Genomic DNA, 19,143 nt, shown 5'->3' with positions numbered 1-19,143 from the left:
TTCGGGGGGAGCGGCGCGTCTTCCGGCAACCCGGCGGGGCTTCGTCGGCTTCGTGTGCGGCCCACCGACACCATCGTTGTAGAGTGCAATCGAATCACACCGTGTGATGAGATAGTGTTGTTTGGATTTCCCGACGGCGGGTGGTCTCCCCCCGTTCCACAAGACCACGAGTGAAGGAATCACCATGGCCAAGTTGTTCTACGACGCTGACGCCGACCTCTCCGCCCGGAGCGGCAAGCACGTGGCGATCGTCACCGGGGCGGGCTCGGGCATCGGACGTGCCATCGCCGTCGCGTTCGCGGAAGCCGGGGTACATGTCCTCGGGGTGGGCCGCCGTGAACAGCCGCTGAAGGAGACGGCGGCCGCTCACGGGAACATCGAGGTTCTGGCCGTCGACGTCTGCCAGGACGGAGCACCCGCTGAGGTGGTCAGCACCGCCGTACAGAAGTGGGGCCGCCTCGACTACCTGATCAACAACGCCGGAGCGACTGCGGTCATGCCGCTGGCCGAGACCGACAAGGACGTCGTCCTCCGCCTTCTCGAGCTCAATGTCGTGGCGCCCAGCCTGCTGGCCCACGCCGCCCTGCCCCACCTCAGGGAGAGCTCCGGCACGATCATCAACCTGTCCAGTACGTACGGGCACCGTCCCATGGCCGGCGGTGCGCACTACGCGGCCACGAAGGCGGCCATCGAGCAGCTGACACGCAGCTGGGCGCTGGAACTCGCCGGCGAGGGAATCCGGGTCAACTCGGTTGCTCCGGGCCCGACCCAGACGGACGTCATGGTGCACGCCGGCCTCAGCCCCGAAGCAGCCAACGACGTGTACGCCTACGAGCGTGAGCGCATTCCGACGCACCACATCGCCAGGGCGGAGGAGGTGGCCCACTGGGTCCTGCGGCTGGCCGAACCCGCCGGCCGTCATGCGACCGGCCAGGTGATCACGGTCGACGGCGGGCTCGAACTGATCTGAGCCCGTACCGGCACAGCCGCTGGGGCCGCGCGGAAGCGGCGGACCACCGTGTCACACCGAATGTCGTCGACCGGTCTAGAGGGTGAGCACCGAGAGGAACAGGGGACACCGTGCGTGAGATCTTGATCGTGGGCGGCGGGTACGCGGGCTTCTACACCGCGTGGGGTCTGGAGAAGAGGCTGCGGCCGGGCGAGGCGCGCGTCACCGTGGTCGACCCCCGCCCGTACATGACGTACCAGCCCTTCCTGCCCGAGGTCGTGGCCGGTTCGGTGGAGGCCCGGCACGCGGCGGTCTCCCTCCGCCGCCACCTGCGCCGCACGCGTCTGGTGGCGGGCTCGGTGACGGAGATCCGCCACAGCGCGCGCACGGTCACGGTCCGCCCGGAGTCCGGGCCGTCCCTCGACCTGCACTACGACGTACTGGTGGTGACGGCGGGGGCGGTCACCCGGACCTTCCCCATCCCGGGGCTGAGCGATCAGGCGTACGGCCTCAAGCATGTCGAGGAGGCGGTGGCGATCCGCGACCGCCTCCTCACCTCCTTCGACCGTGCGGCCGGTCTGCCGCGCGGGCCCGAACGCAGCAGACTGCTCACCGTCACCGTCGTCGGCGGCGGATTCTCCGGAGTGGAGGGATTCGGTGAACTGCTGGCCCTGGCGACCGCGTTGCTCAAGCAGTACCCGGAGATCGGCGCGGACGAACCGTCCTTCCACCTGGTCGAGGCACGGGATCGCATCCTGCCCGAGGTCACGGACCGGCCGGGCGCCTGGGTGGTGCGTTCACTGGAGAAGCGGGGAGCGCGGGTGCACCTGAACACCCAGCTGGTCTCCGCGGAGGACGGCCGGGTGCGACTGTCGGACGGCACCGAGTACGACTCCGGCCTGCTGGTGTGGACGGCCGGCAATGCCGCCAATCCGATCGTGCACAATCACAGCGACCTGCCCGTCGACGAGCGGGGCCTGCTCACGGTACGGGCGGATCTGCGGGTCACCACGGACACCGGGGTGGTCCCCGATGCCTGGGCGGCAGGAGACGACGCGTCGGTGCCCGATCTCGCGGCCGGCAGGCCGGGCGCGCACACCGTGCCCAACGCCCAGCACGCCGTCCGCCAGGGCAAGCGGCTGGCGAAGAACATCCTGGCGTCGCTGCGCGGCCGTCCCGCCAAGGACTATGTGCACCGCAGTCTCGGCGTGGTCGCCACACTGGGCCTGGGCCGTGGCATCTTCCAGTACCGGGGCCTGGTCATCAAGGGATTCCCGGCCTGGCTGATGCACCGTGGCTACCACGTCCTGGCCATCCCGAGCTGGGAACGCAAGACGCGTGTGTTCGCCGTATGGGCCACGGCCCTTCTCTACGGCCGCGACATCGTGTCGCTGGCGTCGGTGCAGCACCCGAGGGAGGCGTTCGTCTCCCGTGGTGAACCGCGCCGGGCGGAGGAGCCCGCACAGCCCGGAGACCGGCTCACGGGGTGAAGCCGCGGTACCGTCCGCGGCCGGTCCGCCGGTCCGCCGTCACACCTTTGCCGTGTCGTCGGTCACTTGGGTGAGCCGGAAACCCGGAGAGGAGCAAAGGGATGACCTACGTCATCGCGCAGCCCTGTGTCGACATCAAGGACCGGGCGTGCCTGGCCGAATGCCCCGTGGACTGCATCTACGAGGGCGTGCGCACGCTGTACATCCACCCCGGCGAATGCGTGGACTGCCACGCCTGCGAGCCCGTGTGCCCCGTGGAGGCCATCTTTCCCGAGGAGGAGCTGCCGCCGCACTGGGCGCACTACCGGGCCGTCAACGAGGAGTTCTCGGAGGGGAATTCGGCGCACCGGAGTGGACCGCGCCCGGCGCCGGAGGACCATCCCGTGGTCGCGGCACTGCCGCCGCAGCACGTGCGCAAGAAGGAGATCGCCGGGTTCGCCGTCCGCGGGGAGGAGGCCGCCGACGTGGACCCGTGGTTCCCTCTCTGACCGGTCATGGGGCGAGGGTGATGGTGGTCGGCGTGCCCCGCCAGGCCATGCGCGCGTACGGACACAGCGCGTCGGCCCGCTCCATGAGGCGGGTGGCCGTCTCCCGCGGCACACCGGGCCACCGCACCACCAGGTCGACGTGGAGCAGATAGCCGCCGTCCTCGGGATCACGTCCGAACGCGACGGTCGCCAGGACGGAGACGGCGGCGGGATCAAGGGCCTCCTGGCGCGCCAGGAGACTCAGCGCGCCATGGAAGCAGGCCGCGAAACCGGCCGCGAACAGCTGCTCGGGGTTGGTCCCCGTACCGGGGCCGCCGAGCTCCTCGGGCATCCGCAGGTCCAGGTCGAGGGCGCCGTCGGACGACCGGGCCCGGCCGGAGGCCCGCCCGTGCGCGACCGCACCGCCGTCGACGGTCACCGTCGTGGTGTAGAGGGGCGAGAAGGCGTCCCCGGTGAAGTCCTTCCCGGTGGACAGGGCGGGCGGTCGGATCGGATCGGTCACTGCATGGCTCCGGGGCGTCGTGGTGGGGGCGTCCGCCGCGCGGTACGGGCCGGACTACTGCATGACCGGGAATCGGCTGTTCCTGTGACGACGGTCCGCCGCCTCGCGGAGATCGGCACCGTCGTCAGCCCGCTCGCCTCGATTCACCGGATGCCCGTCCCCGGCCGGAGGGGCGGGGCGACGGGCAGTGTCACGGCCAGCAGCTCCGACTGCTCGTAGCCCGGGAGCGGGACGAACCCGTGCGCGGCCAGTTCGCCCGTCAGCCGGGCGCGCGTCGCGGGCCACATCCAGAACGTCTCGGTGTGTTCCCGCAGCACGTCCTCGGCGTCCCTGACCCAGTAGTCGGCGCGGGTCCGGATGCGGTAGCCGGCGGCCGACATCGTCATGCGCCCGCCGTAGACGTGCTCGCCGACCCGCTTCTCCGCGAGCCGGCGCACGAGGGTGCGGGCCGGGACCCGGGCCGGCGGAAGCTGCACGAACAGCGAGCCGCCGGGGGCGAGGGCCCTGCCGAGCGCGGGCCACAACTTCCCGCGTACTCCGGGTGGCAGGCAGCCCACCATGTTGTGGCAGACGGCCACGTCCGCGACGGCGTCCAGCGCGGTCTCGTCCAGGGTGTGCGGGTGCACGGTCACGCGGTCCCGCTGCTCGGAGGGCAGGGCGGCGAGCCGGGTCAGCAACGACGTGCGCATGGCCCGGGCCGGCTCGACGGCGTGCACGCCGGCCCGGGATTCGGCGAGGGCCAGCATCGTCACCCGCCCGGTACCGGCCCCGACGTCCAGCACGCCGGTGCGGGCCTCGGCGATCTGGCGTGCGTAGAGCCGGCGGACCCGCGCCGCGTCCGCGTCGGCCTGCAGGATGTCGTAGAACTCCGCGGTGACCGCGTAGGAGTCGGGTTCCCGCGGGAGACCGGACGGTCCGCTGAGAAGAGTGTGCATGCCCGACATGACAACGTATGGGCAGACGGTGTGACAGTGGGCGACCCCGAACCCCTCCCGCCGGGCCACCTGCTCCGGACCGCGCCCGGCGTCCTGGCCACCCCGCACGTCGGCGCCTTCACCCCTGGCCTGTGACGCCGCCTCGAAGCGATCGTGCGGCGGCAGCCGGCCCGGTTCGCCGCGGACAGCGACCTGGAGAACGTCGTCACACGCTGACACCGGACCGCTCGAGTGTCACACCTTTGCGTCTTTACCGGTCTTGATGGAGACAGCAGTTGATGAACGCACCTGAACAGTGCGCTGTGCGACGAATGGTGACGAGATGGGCAACGACAGCCGGCCGGCCGGACCGGAGCGGGGGCGCGGGGGAGAGCGGCTCACCACGTGGATGGCGAGCCGGATGGGCCCGCGCGGGGCGGCCCGCTCCGCCCGGCGCCTGGTCTTTCCCGACCACTGGTCGTTCCTTCTCGGCGAGATCGCGCTCTACAGTCTCGTCGTCCTGCTGATCACCGGCGTCTACCTCAGCTTCTACTTCCACCCCTCCACCGATCCCGTCGTCTACCAGGGCGGATACGCGCCGCTGCGGGGGCAGTCGGTGTCCCGGGCCTTCGACTCGACCCTGCACCTCTCCTTCGACGTCCGCGGCGGCCTGCTCGTCCGCCAGGCACACCACTGGGCCGCACTGGTCTTCGTCGCCGCGCTCTTCGCGCACCTGATGCGGGTCTTCTTCACGGGTGCCTTCCGCAAGCCGCGCGAGCTGAACTGGGTGCTGGGGTTCCTGCTCCTCGTCCTGGCCATGTTCGCCGGTCTGACCGGCTACGACCTGCCCGACGACTCGCTGTCCGGAACCGGCCTGCAAGTGGTCAACGGAACGCTGCTGTCGATCCCGGTCGTCGGCACCTACCTGTCCTTCTTCCTCTTCGGCGGCGAGTTTCCCGGCGAGGACCTGATCGCGCGCTTCAACACCCTGCACACGCTGGTCATCCCCGCGCTGATGATCACTGTGCTGGTCGGGTACGTGATACTGACCCTGCGCCACCGGCCCGCCCAGTACCCCGGCCCCGGCCGGAACGAGAACAACGTCGTCGGCCTCCCGCTCGCGGTCCGTGCAGTGAAGTCCGCCGGCTACCTCTGCTGCGTATCCGGCGTGATCTTCTTCATGGCCGCCGTGGCCCAGATCAACCCCGTCTGGAACTACGGCCCCTTCCGCCCGGACCAGGTGTCATCCGGCTCCCAGCCGGACTGGTACATGGGCGTCGCCGACGGCCTGTTGCGTGTCATGCCCGGCTGGGAGATCGACCTGTGGGGCCACACCCTGGCCCTGGACAACCTCCTGCCCCTGCTGGCCGGCCTGATCCTCTTCCTCGCGATGGGCGCCTACCCGTTCCTGGAGGCCTGGGTCACGGACGACGACCGCGACCACCACATCCTGGACCGCCCCCGCAACCGTCCCGTACGGACCGCCCTGGGCGTGGCCTGGCTCAGCGTCTACGCGGTGGCGCTCGTGGGCGCCGCCAACGACATCATCGCCACCCAGCTGCACGTGTCCGTCAACTCCGTGACCTGGGCCGTGCGTATCGGCCTGTTCGCCGCCCCGGTCCTGGCCTTCGCGATCACCAAGCGCCTCGCGCTCGCCCTCCAGCGGCGCGACCGCGACAAGGTGCTGCACGGTCGCGAGACCGGCGTCATCAAGCGCCTGCCCCACGGCGAGTACGTCGAGGTCCACGAGCCCCTCGACCCGGCCCGGCTGCACACCCTCACCGCCCACGAGCAGTACCGGCCGCTGGAATCCGCGCCCGACCCGGACGGACCCGCGCCGCCCCGGTTCCTGACCGCCACCCGTCGCCTGCGCGTCGCGCTCAGCCGCGCCCTCTACGGCCCTGGCACCCAGATCCCGAAGCCCTCGCCGTCCGAGCACCGGGAACTCACCGCCCGGCACCGCCCCTGACCTGCCCGGACCGCCGACTCCCACCCGTCTCCCACGCGTGCCCTGCCGGGAGACGAGCGGGTCACCCACCACCCATCCAACCCATCCCTCCCGAAAGGCCATCGCCATGAACCGAACCGTCCGCAGCAACCGGACCCGTACCGCACTCACCGCCCTCGCCACCGCGAGCGTCTTCGCCGGGCTGCTCGCCACCACGACCGGGTCGGCCTCCGCCGACAGGAATCCCGCCACCGAGGCGCCCAAGCCCACCGTCGTCCTCGTCCACGGAGCGTTCGCCGACTCCACGAGCTGGAACGACGTCGTCCGCAGACTGCGCCACGACCACTACCCGGTGGTAGCCGTCGCCAACCCGCTGCGCTCCCTGGCCGGCGACTCCGCCTACCTCAGGGACGTGCTGGCCGGCATCGACGGGCCCATCGTCCTGGCCGGGCACTCGTACGGCGGCTCGGTGATCAGCAACGCCGCCACGGGCAACGAGAACGTCAAGGCGCTGGTCTACCTCGCGGCCTTCCTCCCGGACAAGGGCGAGAGCGCGGCCGACCTGGCGGGCAAGTTCCCGGGCAGCACCCTCGGCGACGCACTGCGTCCGGTGCCGACCACGAACGCCGGCGACTCCCCGGTCAACGACCTGTACATCCAGAACTCCAGGTTCCGCCACCAGTTCGCCGCGGACGTGCCTCGCGCCACGACGGACCTGATGGCCGTCACCCAGCGGCCGATCACCGACGCCGCCCTGTCCGGAGCCGCGGCCGAACCGGCCTGGAAGAGCATCCCCTCCTGGGTCCTGGTCGCCACGCAGGACCTCAACATCCCGCCCGCGGCGCAGGAGTTCATGGCCGAGCGGGCCCACGCCCACACCTCGAAGGTGCGGTCCTCGCACGCGGTGAGCGTCTCGAAGCCCGGGAAGGTCACCGAGGTCATCGAGGCCGCCGCCGCTCACGCGGCGCGCTGACACGCGGCGGCGTGCGTATCGGGGCGCGGTGCCGCGGCACCGCGCCGTCCTCGCCGGCCCGGCTCCGCCACGGACGCCGGGCCGCCAACTTCGGGAGCGCAATCATGAGCACGGAGGAGCAGGCCGCTCGCGGGCTGGCCGATCTGGAGGCCTACCTGTACCAGGAGGCCCATCTCAGCGCCGCCCGGCTGCGCGTGGCCGCCTTCCTCGCGCAGTCGGCCGAGCTGAGTCCCCGGCAGAAGAGGGACATCGAGGAGTGGTATCTCGACGAGCAGAAGTACGTCGCCGGGACGGTGACACAGCACATCGCCGACAGCGTCGCCCAGGCCGACTCGGCCCGGCGCCGCAGTGCCCTCCGATGGATGCGATGGCTGCTCGTCGCCGTGACGGTCCTGACCCTGCTGACCTTCGTGGGCACCGTCCTCCTCGTGAGTACGGGCCCCTGACCCTCGCCGCGCCCCGGAGGCCGGTGGTACTCCCCGTCCTCCCCGTCCGGGTGTCACACATCGGGCACCAGACGTCGGCGGCGCGGGGCGGTGCCGCAGAGGCCGGGCTCTCGGCCCTGCCGCCGTACCGACGCACACGGCGGAGTGCGCCGTCAGGCGTCGGGATTCTCGCGCCGTACGACGACGAGACCCGCGATGAGCAGCGCGACGATGACGCCGGTGGCCGGCACGGGGAACGGCGTGACGGTCGAGCACAGAACGGCCAGGGCCGCGACGGGCGGCAGCGCGTCGCTCGCCGTGGACAGCCGAGCGGTCCGCCGGTGGAGCAGCCACACGCAGAGGACGAAGAGGGCGACGGGCACCGTGTACACGGCCGCGGCCTGGACGTCGGTCAGCGCGGAACCGTCGCCGGCGTGGGCGACGTTGACCGCGAGCGCCGCGCCCACGGCGGCCGCCGCGGCGAACACCACGTAGTGCCCGTACCCCCACCACATCGCCGTGCGCTGGGTCTTGAGACGGCGCGGCGCGTCCTGGGCGAAATACATCCACCACAGGGCGAACACGGTCAGCAGCCCGCCCAGCGCGACGGGCAGGACGGCGCCGAGGCCCTGGTGGGTGTCCAGCGCGGCACCGACGGCGAGACCGGCCGCCATCACGGACTCACCGAGCACGATCAGGGTGAACAGGCCGTAGCGCTCGGCTATGTGCTGCGGATGCCAGGTGGTCCCCTCGGCACGCTCGGCCCAGACCGGCACCGCGAGTTCCATGGCGGCGAGCACGGCGAACGTGACGGTCCCGCCGTCGGCCGGCAGGGCCGGCCGTGCCAGCCAGCAGCCCTGGAGGAACAGGATGCCCACGGCGTACCGCGACGCGGAACGCCGGCGGGCTCGATCCGTGACGGCGGCCCGCAGCCACTGGCTGACCATGGCCAGCCGCATCACCACGTACCCCCAGGTGATGACCGTGAAGTCCCCGTGCTCCAGGGCCTCGGTGATCCCGGCGGCCATGACCAGGGCCCCAATGATCTGGATCAAGGTCATGAGCCGGTACGGGACGTCGTCCGTGTCGTACGCCGAGGCGAACCAGGTGAAGTTCATCCACGCCCACCAGATCGCGAAGAACACGAACGCGTACCCCAGCAGACCGTGCCCCGGACGGCCCGAGAGCATCTCGTGCTCGAACGCCGACGACGCCTGCGCGACGGCGACGACGAAGCAGAGGTCGAAGAACAACTCCAGGGCGCTGGCGGGACGGTGCTCCTCGCCTGCGGGCCGGGCGAGCATCGGCCGGTACCAGGTGGAGAACGTGTTCGTTGACTGACTCATGGCGTCCTGATCTCTCTGGGAGGGCGCGGAGGAGCCACCGACGACACCGTGGCCGTCCCTACGACCGGGCCCGGCGGAAATCTGTGACAGCACGGTCGCGCGCGGGCCGGCTCGCGGCACCACTCGATCACCGACGGCCCGATGTGGCGATGGTCACGACCGCTGCTCGAGGCCTGTTGCATAGGCTGGCCACGCTCGAAACTTCCTCGCGAAGGCCTGACGCGTCGTCAGGAAGTTCGGTGATCGGCCGGCGTGAACCCTGAGATGCCAGGGAGAGCCACTCGGCCGTGCGACTGGCTGTACCGTGTGGAAACAGCCCTTGACCTGCAAGAACGCAGGCAGGGAGCCTAATTGCGGGAGTGCATCGATGTTGCGTACCATGTTCAAGTCCAAGATCCACCGTGCCACCGTCACGCAGGCCGACCTGCACTACGTGGGATCGGTGACCATCGACGCGGATCTGCTCGACGGCGCCGATCTGTATCCCGGTGAGCTCGTCCACATCGTCGACATCACCAACGGCGCCCGTCTGGAGACGTACGTCATCGAGGGCGAACGAGGGTCCGGTGTCATCGGGATCAACGGGGCCGCAGCCCATCTCGTCCACCCCGGCGACCTGGTGATCATCATCAGTTACGCTCAGATGACCGACGCCGAGGCGCGGGAGTACGAGCCGCGCGTCGTGCACGTGGACGGCGCCAACCGGATCGTCGCCCTCGGCGCGGACCCGTCCGAGCCGGTGCCGGGCTCCGACCAGGAGCGCAGCCCGCAGGCCGTGCCGGTGGCCTGAGTCCCAGGAGCAGGAGCGTGCGATGAACGACACCGAGATCCGCGACGACCGGGCGGCGGGCCGCCTGGAGGCGGTCCAGGGCGACGAGGTCGTCGGCCGTATCGAGTACTTCGTCCTCGACGAACCGTCCCGTGCCCTCGTCCCCGTCCACACCATCGTGGAGCCCGCCCACGAGGGGAAGGGCATCGCCGGCTCCCTCGCCCGCGAGCTGTACCGCACGGCGGAGCGCGAGGGCGTCGTCGTCGCGCCGCTCTGCCCGTACGTCGTCAAGTGGGCCGAGCGGCACCCGGACGAGGCCCCCGCGGCCGACCCGGAGCTGCTCGCCGCCGCGATGGACTGGCTGCGGGCGCATCCCGGGCGGTTCTGATGTCATCCGACGGGTCGCGTGGTGCGGGCGGGTGACTGTCCGCGCCCGCCCCGGGTACGCGGGGCAGTAGTCAAGAGCGGACGTGCGTCGAGTCGCTGGAGGACGCCATGACGAACCCGTATCCGGACCCGGAGCCGCAGCACCCGGAGCCGCACCCGGTGCCGACCCCGGAGCCCCCGCCGGCTCCCCAGCCCCCGGCACCCGGGCCACCACCGCCCACGCCGGGCCCGCCCCCGTCACCGGACCCGGTGCCGCCGGGCCCGCCGTCCCCGCCCGACCCGGTGCCGCCGGGCCCGCCAACTCCGCCCGACCCCGTCCCACCGGGCCCCGCCCCGTCGCCGGTCCCGCCGGGGCCCGAACCGGTGCCGAACCCCGAGCCCGGGCCCCCGCTCAGCTGACCGCTGGCCCGGACCCGATGTGGCGGCACCGATCCCGCCGGGACCGGATGGCCGAACCCCGAGCCCGGGCCCCCGCTCAGCTGACCGGGTCGCCGTGGGCCAGCGCGTCGATGGAGCGCGGCACCCCGGTCGTCAGGTGCGTGGCCGAGGTCAGCCAGTCGGTCCGGCCGCGCCGGGCGCGGTTCTCCGGCACCTCCAGATACCCGCACCGGCCGGGCACCGGCTCGGGCGTCGCCGGGCAGGGGCCGGGCACGAAGCGCGCCGCGACCAGCGGCCGCGGTTCGGCGGCGCCGGCTGTGGGGGCGAGGGCGAGGGGAAGGAAGGCTCCCGCCGTGACGAGGGCCGCCGCGGCACGTCCGTACCGCGTGCGTCCTCGGTGCCGGGTCAGGCCGCACCGGGCGTGGCTGTGAACGGGCGGCGGCGGGCAGCCCGTTCCGATGTCCTTCTCCGCCATGTGATCCCGGCTCTGAGACGTCCCGGCCACACCGGCCCCGACATCGCCGTGCGGCGCCACCCGCCCTGACATGTCGTGGCAGGCTCGGCGTAGGACAGCCTCGGCGGGGGACCGGGCGTCCACCACCCGGGGGCGCCGGTCGGGGCAGCAGGGCTCACCCGGACAGACGTCCGCCCCGCCCCCGGGTCGAGACCGGGGGCGGGGCGGACGAGCCGACGGAGCGGAGAACTGGCAGGTCATGTCCGTGACGTCCCGCCGTCCGCCCGTAGGGGTGCCGGGCGGCAGGCGGGACCTTGCGGACCCGCCCTAGGCGGACACCTCCGAGCGGTCCCCGCCCCACAGCGTGTGGAACGAGCCGTCCTGGTCGACCCGGCGGTAGGTGTGGGCGCCGAAGAAGTCCCGCTGCCCCTGCGTGAGCGCGGCCGGCAGGCGCTCCGCGCGGAGCGCGTCGTAGTAGGCCAGGGCCGCCGCGAAGCCCGGCGTGGGCACGCCCTGGCGGGTCGCGGCGATCAGCACCTCGCGCCAGTCGTCCTGCGCGTCGGCGATCTCCTGCGCGAAGGTCTCGTCGGACAGCAGGCTCGGCAGGTCGGGCCGGGTGTCGTAGGCGGCCCGGATACGGTCCAGGAACGCCGCGCGGATGATGCAGCCGCCGCGCCAGATCGCCGAGACGGCGCCCAGGTCGATGTCCCAGTCGTACTCGGAGCGGGCCGCGTCGATCTCGTGGAAGCCCTGCGTGTACGACACGATCTTCGAGGCGTACAGCGCCTGCTCGACCCGGTCGGCGAAGGCCGCGGCCTCCGACTCGCTCAGCGGCGTGGCCTTCGGGCCGGCCAGCCCGCGCGACGCGTCCCGCAGCGCCGCGTGCCCCGACAGCGACCGCGCGAAGACGGCCTCGGCGATGCCGGACACCGGCACTCCGAGGTCGAGCGCGATCTGCACGGTCCAGCGCCCCGTGCCCTTCTGCTCGGCCTGGTCGACCACGACGTCCACGAACGGCCTGCCGGTCGCCGCGTCCACGTGGGACAGCACCTCGGCGGTGATCTCGATGAGGTAGGAGTCCAGCCGGCCCTGGTTCCAGGTGCGGAAGATCTCCGCGATCTGTGCGGGCTCGTACCCGGCGACGTCCCGCAGCAGCTGGTACGCCTCACCGATGAGCTGCATGTCGGCGTACTCGATGCCGTTGTGCACCATCTTCACGAAGTGCCCGGCGCCGTCGGGGCCGACATGCGTCACACAGGGCGCCCCGTCCTTCGCCTTGGCGGAGATCTTCTCCAGCATCGGGCCCAGAGAGTCGTACGACTCCTTCGGGCCGCCCGGCATGATGCTGGGCCCGTTGAGGGCGCCCTCCTCACCGCCGGAGACACCCATGCCGACGAAGTGGATGCCCTGTTCCCGCAGGTCACGCTCACGGCGGCGGGTGTCCGCGAAGTGCGCGTTGCCGCCGTCGATGATCATGTCGCCGGGTTCGAGCAGTGGCGCGAACTCCTGGATCACTGCGTCGGTCGGCTCACCGGCCTTCACCATGATGACGAGCCGCCGCGGGCGCTCCAGCGCCGCCACGAACTCCTTGGCGGTCTCGGCCGCGACGAAGTCGCCCTCACCGCCGAACTCGTCCACCAGGGCCCGGGTGCGCGCGGGCGTACGGTTGTGCACCGCGACCGTGTAGCCGTTGCGGGCGAAGTTGCGGGCGAGGTTGCGGCCCATGACCGCGAGACCCGTGACGCCGATCTGCGCCGAAGTGCTCATGCCGTTGGCTCCTAGTGATCTCGTTGTGGCAGCGGTGCCGGTCACGCCCGCCAGTATTGCCCCTCGTCCATCCTGACGTGCCGGTACGGCGACCGCACATCAGGGTGGCGCGATGTCGCAGGCACATACGCACGGAACGCCCCGGCGCACTCAGCCGCACCGCGCGTTCGTCAAAGAGCGCCCCTTCCGCGCCACTTGGCGCGAACAGGCGGCTGATTTGCCGTCTTGTCATGGCCTGTTCGCGGCGCTTACTTTTGCCCCTCCTGACGCATGTCGAGGGGGGCTCCTCCATGGCCGTACGCGGCCGGCACCGCCGGTACCAGCCGAACAGGATCAATCGCGCCTCGCTCACCGTCACCGCGGGCGGCGCGGGCATCGCCCTCCCGCTCATCGGCACCGGCGTCGCCCAGGCCGCCGACCTGGACACCTGGAACAAGGTCGCCGCCTGCGAGTCCACCGGCCGATGGCACGTCAACACCGGCAACGGCTACTTCGGCGGCCTGCAGTTCGCCCAGTCCACCTGGGAGGCGTACGGCGGCACCCGGTACGCCGCCCGCGCCGATCTGGCCACCAAGGACCAGCAGATCGCCGTGGCCGAGAAGGTGCTCGACGGGCAGGGCCCCGGCGCCTGGCCGCAGTGCTCGGTCCGGGCCGGGCTGACCAGGGGCGGGGAGAGCCCCGGCGTGCACCCGGACTCGGCCACCCCGAAGGCCGTCCCCGAGGCCCCCCGGAAGGCCGGCGCGAAGAAGACGTCCGTCCAGGACGTCCAGCCGCAGACCACGCCCCAGTCCCGCGCGGGCAGGGCCGAGATGTACACGGTGGTGCGGGGCGACACGCTCTCCCGGATCGCGGAGGAGCGGAAGGTCCGGGGCGGCTGGCGCGGCCTCTACACCGCGAACCGCGCGACCGTCGGCGACGACCCCGACCTGATCCTGCCGGGCCAGCGCCTCGCGCTGCGCGGCGAGGCCGCCGCGAAGGCGCCCGCCCGCAAGGCCGCCCCCAAGGCCCCCGCCCGCAAGCCCGCCGAGGAGCCGGCGCGGAAGAAGCCGTCCACCGACCGCGAGAAACGCGTCACGAAGAGCGGCGGCTCGCTGGTCGCGCCGGTCGGCGCGGGCACCGGCACGCCCTACCGCAAGGCGGGTTCGTCCTGGTCGAAGGGCTATCACACGGGCGTCGACTTCCCGGTCCCGACCGGCACGTCGGTGCGGTCCGTCGGCGCCGGGACGGTGGTGAGCGCCGGCTGGGAGGGCTCCTTCGGCTACCAGGTGGTGGTCCGGCACGCCGACGGCCGTTACACGCAGTACGCCCACCTGTCCGCGATCTCCGTGAAGGACGGGCAGTCCGTGGGCGCCGGTCAGCGCATCGGACGCTCGGGGTCCACGGGCAACAGCACGGGCCCGCACCTGCACTTCGAAGTGCGTACGGGCCCGGGCTTCGGCTCGGACGTCGATCCGGTGGCGTATCTGCGGGCCGGCGGCGTCAGGATTTGACCCGCACCCGGTGCCGGTCGACCACCGGCGGCGGGTCGTACGGGCCGGGGAAGAGGCCGTAGAGGCAGACGGGCCGCGGCCCGTCGTCCCCGGCGGCCGCCCGGGCCGGCACGAGCAGCAGGTCCTCCAGCACGTCCGGGGCGTCCGGGACGACGATCTCCTGGCGCGGCGCCGATGGGGCCGTCTCCGGCGCCGGGACGGGGGCGGCGGAGGCCAGCCGCTCCGTCGTCAGGAGGATCAGGCCGCCCGCGGCCACCACACCACAGCCGAGCGCGAGCACGGTCCCGGTGGTGCCGTACCGGAAGGCCTCGCCGAACAGGGTGAGGCCGACGGCGGCGGCCACGACCGGGTTCACCACCGTCAGCGTGGCCAGCGGCGCCGCCAGGCCCGCGCCCCGGTAGGCGGCCTGCGACAGCAGCAGGCCGGCCGTCGCGAAGACCCCGATGGTGCCGAGCGCCGGAAGGTCGCCGAGGGACACCCCGCCGTTCCAGTCGACGGCGACGACCTTGGTGAACACCGAGGACATGCCGAACGCGATGCCCGACCCGGTCGCGAGGAGTGTGCTGCGCACCGCCGGGTGCCGGTGGGCGGCCCGGCCCGCGACCATCAGCGCCACGACGATCCCGCCGGTCAGCAGGGCCACGGCCACCCGCTCGGCCGTGTCCAGCGACTGCGCCGGGGACGCGGCGACCAGGGACAGCAGGCCCACCAGGCCCACGGTCGCCATCACGGCGCCCCGCCAGGCCGTCGCCCCGGCCCTGCGGCCCACGAAGAGCGCCGCCATCGGCAGCGCGAACACGATCGTCAGCGCACCGAGGGGCTGCACCAGGCTCAGCGGGCCGTACGCCAGCGCCACCACGTGCAGCAGGCCGCCGAGGCCGTTCAGCGCGACCGCGGCCCACCAGCCGGGCCGGCGCATCGGCGCGAACTGCTGCCCGGGGGAGGACACGGCGACGCGCTCCTGCACGATCGCGCCGCCCGCGTAGGCGACGGCCGAGACCAGGGAGAGCAGCACGGACAACGCGAGGGCGCTCATGGGCTGCTCCTCTGCGTAGGGCGGGGGCCGTGACCCCGGCGCGGCGAACGGTCGGCCATCATGAGCAACACGATGCCGTGCGCCGCTCTTCCCGTCGTCGTCCCAGAGCACCCACTGTGTCGTACTGCTGATGGAGTACGACGGCCCCGGTGTCATCCTCGGGTCGGGTGCCCGCATGGGGGACACCCCCAGACGGAGCCCTGACAAGGGCTTGGTAGTACTGCTTCCCGTGGACCTCGACCTCGGCCTGACCCTGCTCCGCCCGCTCGGCGGCTTCTTCGTCCTGCGCACCCCGGCGGACGGGCCACGGGCCGGCACGCCCCTGGCCCGGGCGTACGGGGACGGGGACGCGCTGGACCTGCGGGTCCGGCATGTCGCGGGCGCTCTGCGGACCGGGGAGGACCGGGTCGCCGCGTCCGTCGCCCAGCAGGGCCTGGCCGCCCGCCTGTGGTCGGTCACCCTGGGCTGCGCCGCCCTCTACGAAGCCGTCCCCGACCTCGATCCGGAGCTGCTGCACTGGGACCCCCGCGCCTCCGCCCCCGGCGACCTGTGGCTCGGCGAGGCGCGCGCACGGCCCGCCGACGCGGAGACCGTCGCCGCGGTCGTCCTGCACGGGCATCTCGAACCCCTGGCCGCAGCGCTGGGCCGACGGCACCGGGTGGCCCGCGGGCTGCTGTGGGGCAACGCCGGATCGGCTCTCGCGGCGGCCGCCCGCCGGCTCGGCCAATGGGCCCACGCCCACGGACGGGCCGACGCGGCCGCCCGCACCCGCGCCCTGACCGCCGGCCTCCTCGCCCACCCCCTCCTCGCCGGCGCCGGCACGCTCACGGGGACGGCCTTCCGCCGCCACAGCTGCTGCCTCTACTACCGGGTGCCCGGCGGCGGCCTGTGCGGCGACTGCTGCCTCACCCGGCCCCCGCGCTCTTCCCCGCACGCCCCATCTGGGTGACCATGAGGACACCAGCCGCTGAGACAGGGGGTTCCGGGTGCGAGTGGGACTGCTGACCCGGGAGTACCCGCCGGACGTGTACGGCGGCGCGGGCGTCCATGTCGAGTTCCTGGCGCGGGAGTTGCGGGAGCTCGTCGACCTCGAGGTGCACTGCTGGGGCGAGGGCCGCACGGTCGGCGTACGACGGCACCGCCCCTGGCCCGCGCTCGACACCGCCAACGACGCGCTGCGCACCTTCTCGGTGGACCTGGCGATGGCCGCCGCCCTCGCCGGCCGCGAACTGATCCACTCCCACACCTGGTACGCCAACCTCGCCGGCCACCTCGGCAAGCTCCAGTACGGCATCCCGCACGTGCTGACCGCGCACTCCCTGGAGCCGCTGCGGCCCTGGAAGGCCGAGCAACTGGGCGGCGGATACGCCCTGTCGAGCTGGGCGGAGCGCACCGCCTTCGAGTCCGCCGACGCGGTGATCGCCGTCTCCGGCGCCATGCGCGAGGACATCCTCGGCTGCTACCCGGCGCTGGACCCGGACCGCGTCCACGTCGTGCACAACGGCATAGACACCACCCTGTACCGGCCCGACCCGCGCGCCGACGTCCTCGCCCGCTTCGGAATCGAGGCGGACCGCCCGTACGTGCTGTTCGTCGGCCGCATCACCCGTCAGAAGGGTGTGCCCCATCTGCTGCGCGCCGTACGGGACATCGACCCCGCCGCCCAGGTCGTGCTCTGCGCGGGCGCCCCCGACACCCCGGAGATCGACCGCGAGTTCCGCGACCTGTACGAGGAGCTGAGCCGGGTGCGCGCGGGGGTGCACTGGATCCCGCAGATGCTGCCGCGCCCGGAGGTCATCCAACTCCTCACGCACGCGGCGGTGTTCGTCTGCCCCTCGGTGTACGAGCCGCTGGGCATCGTCAACCTGGAGGCGATGGCCTGCGGCACCCCGGTCGTGGCGTCACGGGTCGGAGGCATCCCGGAGGTCGTCGAGGACGGCCGTACGGGACTGCTGGTCCCGCTGGACGACGACTTCGAGGCGGGCCTCGCGCGGGCCCTGGACGCGGTGGTGGGGGACCGGGAGGCGGCCCGGCGGATGGGAGAGGCCGGACGGGAGCGCGCGGTGGGGGAGTTCGGCTGGGACGCCGTGGCCCGCCGCACGGTCCGGCTCTACGGGGAGATCCTGAAACAGGCTTAGCGCGCGCGGCTCCGGGCAGGCTGGGAAGCAACCAGGGGTGAGGGGAGCGGCCATGCGTGGTGGTGGACCTTCGGTACTCGGCATCGTTCTGGCGGGCGGGGAGGGCAAACGCCTGATGCCCCTGACCGCCGACCGCGCGAAACCGGCGGTCACCTTCGGCGGCACCTACCGGCTCGTCGACTTCGTCCTGTCCAACCTCGTCAACGCCGGCATCCTGCGCATCTGCGTCCTCACGCAGTACAAGTCGCACTCGCTGGACCGGCACATCACCACGACCTGGCGGATGTCCAGCCTGCTCGGCAACTACGTCACCCCGGTCCCGGCGCAGCAGCGGCTCGGCCCGCGCTGGTACCTGGGCAGCGCCGACGCCATCCTGCAGTCGCTGAACCTGATCCACGACGAACGCCCCGAGTACGTCGCCGTCTTCGGCGCCGACCACGTGTACCGCATGGACCCGCGCCAGATGCTGGACCAGCACATCGAGAGCGGCGCGGGCGTCACGGTGGCGGGCATCCGGGTGCCGCGCACGGAGTCCTCGGCCTTCGGGGTGATCAGCCCCGGCCCGGACGGGCAGACCGTGCGCGGCTTCCTGGAGAAGCCGGCCGACCCGCCGGGCCTCGCGGACGACCCGGAGCGCGTGTTCGCCTCCATGGGCAACTACGTCTTCACCACCAAGGCGCTCGTCGAGGCCCTCCAGCGGGACGCCGAGGACGAGGCTTCCGTGCACGACATGGGCGGCTCGATCCTGCCCCAGCTCACCGAGCGGGGCGAGGCGCATCTGTACGACTTCCAGGCCAACCACGTCCCCGGCGAGACCAGCCGCGACCGCGGCTACTGGCGGGACGTGGGCACCCTGGACGCGTACTACGACGCCCACATGGACCTGATCGCCGAGCGCCCCGCCTTCAACCTCTACAACCGCAGCTGGCCCATCTACACCCACTCGGGCCAGCTCTCCCCGGCCCGGTTCAACGCGGGCGGCATCGCCGGCGAGTCCATCATCAGCGCGGGCTGCCTGATCCGCGGGCAGGTCACCCGGTCGGTGCTGTCGCCGGGCGTGGTGGTCGACCCGGGGGCCGTCGTGCAGGGGTCGGTGCTGCACGACAACGTGCACATCGGGCGGGGCGCGGTGGTGCGCGGCGCGGTCCTCGACAAGAACGTCGACGTGCCGCCGGGCGCCACCATCGGGGTCAACCCGGACCGGGACGTGGAGCTCTACACGGTCTCCCAGGGCGGTGTGATCGCGCTAGGCAAGGGGCAGCGGGTGTCCTAGGGGGTGTCTTTGCCGATCAGGCCGGGCTCCCGGCGCCTGGCACCGCGCCTCGCCGCGTTGTCGTCGGTCGCCGATGCGCCGCATCGACTCCCTCCTCCGCGGTCGCCGATGCGCCGCATCGACTCCCTCCTCCGCCTTGCGATGCACGGCACCAGACACCGGGAGCCGACCCGGCCCGATCGACAAGACACCCCCTAGCGGCCGCCGGCGACGGCGGCGTCATGACGCCTCCCGGGTGACACGCACGGGATGCCTGGTGCCGCTCCCTGTGGTGGAGTGAGCCCATATGCACCATGAGTCCACTGCCTTCACACGAGGCGGGACTTAATCTGCTGTTAACTGTGCGTAGCCTGATCGTACTTGACTGTAATCGTCAGGGAGCGATTGACTGCTGATCCACCCTTCCGCCGACGCGA

17 protein-coding genes and 1 pseudogene are annotated in these 19,143 nt (G+C 72.4%); 12 read left to right on the top strand and 6 right to left on the bottom strand.

Features of this window, described 5'->3' with window-relative positions; all coding sequences use genetic code 11:
* Positions 1 to 184 precede the first annotated feature (184 nt).
* From ADL34_RS21115 to fdxA, 3 genes and pseudogenes are all read left to right on the top strand, one after another.
* On the top strand, positions 185 to 970 hold the full coding sequence (locus ADL34_RS21115; protein WP_062671031.1) for an SDR family NAD(P)-dependent oxidoreductase: 786 nt from the start codon (positions 185 to 187) through the stop codon (positions 968 to 970).
* Positions 971 to 1,080: 110 nt separating this feature from the next.
* Complete coding sequence (locus tag ADL34_RS21110) at positions 1,081 to 2,439, top strand: NAD(P)/FAD-dependent oxidoreductase (protein ID WP_062671029.1); 1,359 nt, start codon at positions 1,081 to 1,083, stop codon at positions 2,437 to 2,439.
* A gap of 101 nt (positions 2,440 to 2,540) precedes the next feature.
* A pseudogene (fdxA, locus tag ADL34_RS21105) lies at positions 2,541 to 2,852 on the top strand (ferredoxin); the annotation flags it as partial.
* Positions 2,853 to 2,931: 79 nt separating this feature from the next.
* Here fdxA and ADL34_RS21100 read toward each other — a convergent pair.
* Positions 2,932 to 3,429: an Ohr family peroxiredoxin gene (locus ADL34_RS21100; protein ID WP_062671027.1), complete on the bottom strand. Its 498-nt coding sequence runs from the start codon at positions 3,427 to 3,429 to the stop codon at positions 2,932 to 2,934.
* A gap of 143 nt (positions 3,430 to 3,572) precedes the next feature.
* Entirely contained in the window at positions 3,573 to 4,364 is a 792-nt protein-coding gene (locus ADL34_RS21095) for a class I SAM-dependent methyltransferase (RefSeq protein WP_062671025.1), read from the bottom strand.
* A gap of 322 nt (positions 4,365 to 4,686) precedes the next feature.
* On the opposite strand from ADL34_RS21095, the gene ADL34_RS21085 reads away from it, so the two are divergent.
* The 3 genes from ADL34_RS21085 (at position 4,687) to ADL34_RS21075 (ending at position 7,710) form a co-directional block, all read left to right on the top strand.
* Positions 4,687 to 6,312 (top strand): cytochrome b, encoded by a 1,626-nt coding sequence (locus ADL34_RS21085; protein ID WP_062671023.1) that lies wholly within the window; start codon positions 4,687 to 4,689, stop codon positions 6,310 to 6,312.
* 106 nt (positions 6,313 to 6,418) lie between these two features.
* The gene (locus ADL34_RS21080) at positions 6,419 to 7,264 is read left to right on the top strand and encodes an alpha/beta fold hydrolase (protein ID WP_062671021.1); all 846 of its coding nucleotides are present in this window, start codon (positions 6,419 to 6,421) and stop codon (positions 7,262 to 7,264) included.
* Between the two features lie 104 nt (positions 7,265 to 7,368).
* Entirely contained in the window at positions 7,369 to 7,710 is a 342-nt protein-coding gene (locus ADL34_RS21075; RefSeq protein ID WP_062671020.1) for a hypothetical protein, read from the top strand.
* Between the two features lie 152 nt (positions 7,711 to 7,862).
* On the opposite strand, the gene ADL34_RS21070 is transcribed toward ADL34_RS21075, so the two are convergent.
* The gene (locus ADL34_RS21070; protein ID WP_062671018.1) at positions 7,863 to 9,035 is read right to left on the bottom strand and encodes a low temperature requirement protein A; all 1,173 of its coding nucleotides are present in this window, start codon (positions 9,033 to 9,035) and stop codon (positions 7,863 to 7,865) included.
* Positions 9,036 to 9,402: 367 nt separating this feature from the next.
* On the opposite strand from ADL34_RS21070, the gene panD reads away from it, so the two are divergent.
* Positions 9,403 to 9,825 carry an aspartate 1-decarboxylase gene (gene panD / locus ADL34_RS21065; protein ID WP_062671016.1) on the top strand — a complete coding sequence of 141 codons (423 nt, stop codon included), beginning with the start codon at positions 9,403 to 9,405 and terminating at the stop codon, positions 9,823 to 9,825.
* A gap of 22 nt (positions 9,826 to 9,847) precedes the next feature.
* Positions 9,848 to 10,192: a GNAT family N-acetyltransferase gene (locus ADL34_RS21060; RefSeq protein ID WP_062671014.1), complete on the top strand. Its 345-nt coding sequence runs from the start codon at positions 9,848 to 9,850 to the stop codon at positions 10,190 to 10,192.
* 474 nt (positions 10,193 to 10,666) lie between these two features.
* On the opposite strand, the gene ADL34_RS21055 is transcribed toward ADL34_RS21060, so the two are convergent.
* Both ADL34_RS21055 and gndA read right to left on the bottom strand, forming a co-directional pair.
* Positions 10,667 to 11,044 carry a hypothetical protein gene (locus tag ADL34_RS21055; protein ID WP_062671012.1) on the bottom strand — a complete coding sequence of 126 codons (378 nt, stop codon included), beginning with the start codon at positions 11,042 to 11,044 and terminating at the stop codon, positions 10,667 to 10,669.
* 306 nt (positions 11,045 to 11,350) lie between these two features.
* A complete protein-coding gene (gene gndA / locus ADL34_RS21050; RefSeq protein ID WP_062671010.1) occupies positions 11,351 to 12,790 on the bottom strand; it encodes an NADP-dependent phosphogluconate dehydrogenase in 1,440 nt (479 codons plus the stop codon).
* Positions 12,791 to 13,080: 290 nt separating this feature from the next.
* Between gndA and ADL34_RS21045 the strand changes: the two genes are divergently transcribed.
* Positions 13,081 to 14,280, top strand: a complete 1,200-nt coding sequence (locus ADL34_RS21045) for a transglycosylase family protein (RefSeq protein ID WP_062671008.1) — start codon at positions 13,081 to 13,083, stop codon at positions 14,278 to 14,280.
* On the opposite strand, the gene ADL34_RS21040 is transcribed toward ADL34_RS21045, so the two are convergent.
* Complete coding sequence (locus ADL34_RS21040; RefSeq protein WP_062671006.1) at positions 14,270 to 15,316, bottom strand: DMT family transporter; 1,047 nt, start codon at positions 15,314 to 15,316, stop codon at positions 14,270 to 14,272. The genes ADL34_RS21045 and ADL34_RS21040 overlap by 11 nt on opposite strands.
* A gap of 229 nt (positions 15,317 to 15,545) precedes the next feature.
* Here ADL34_RS21040 and ADL34_RS21035 point away from each other — a divergent pair, with 229 nt between their 5' ends.
* The 3 genes from ADL34_RS21035 to glgC are packed head-to-tail and all read left to right on the top strand — an operon-like array spanning position 15,546 to position 18,727.
* Positions 15,546 to 16,265 (top strand): (2Fe-2S)-binding protein, encoded by a 720-nt coding sequence (locus tag ADL34_RS21035; protein WP_062671004.1) that lies wholly within the window; start codon positions 15,546 to 15,548, stop codon positions 16,263 to 16,265.
* A gap of 37 nt (positions 16,266 to 16,302) precedes the next feature.
* Complete coding sequence (gene glgA, locus ADL34_RS21030) at positions 16,303 to 17,454, top strand: glycogen synthase (protein ID WP_062671002.1); 1,152 nt, start codon at positions 16,303 to 16,305, stop codon at positions 17,452 to 17,454.
* Between the two features lie 52 nt (positions 17,455 to 17,506).
* A complete protein-coding gene (glgC, locus tag ADL34_RS21025; RefSeq protein WP_062670999.1) occupies positions 17,507 to 18,727 on the top strand; it encodes a glucose-1-phosphate adenylyltransferase in 1,221 nt (406 codons plus the stop codon).
* Positions 18,728 to 19,143: the final 416 nt, after the last annotated feature.

It is taken from the genome of Streptomyces sp. NRRL WC-3605 (genome assembly GCF_001509795.1).
Taxonomy (GTDB): Bacteria; Actinomycetota; Actinomycetes; order Streptomycetales; family Streptomycetaceae; genus Streptomyces; species Streptomyces viridochromogenes.
Note: the sequence above shows the minus strand (reverse complement) of the source record. Positions and strands in the feature narration are given on the sequence as shown.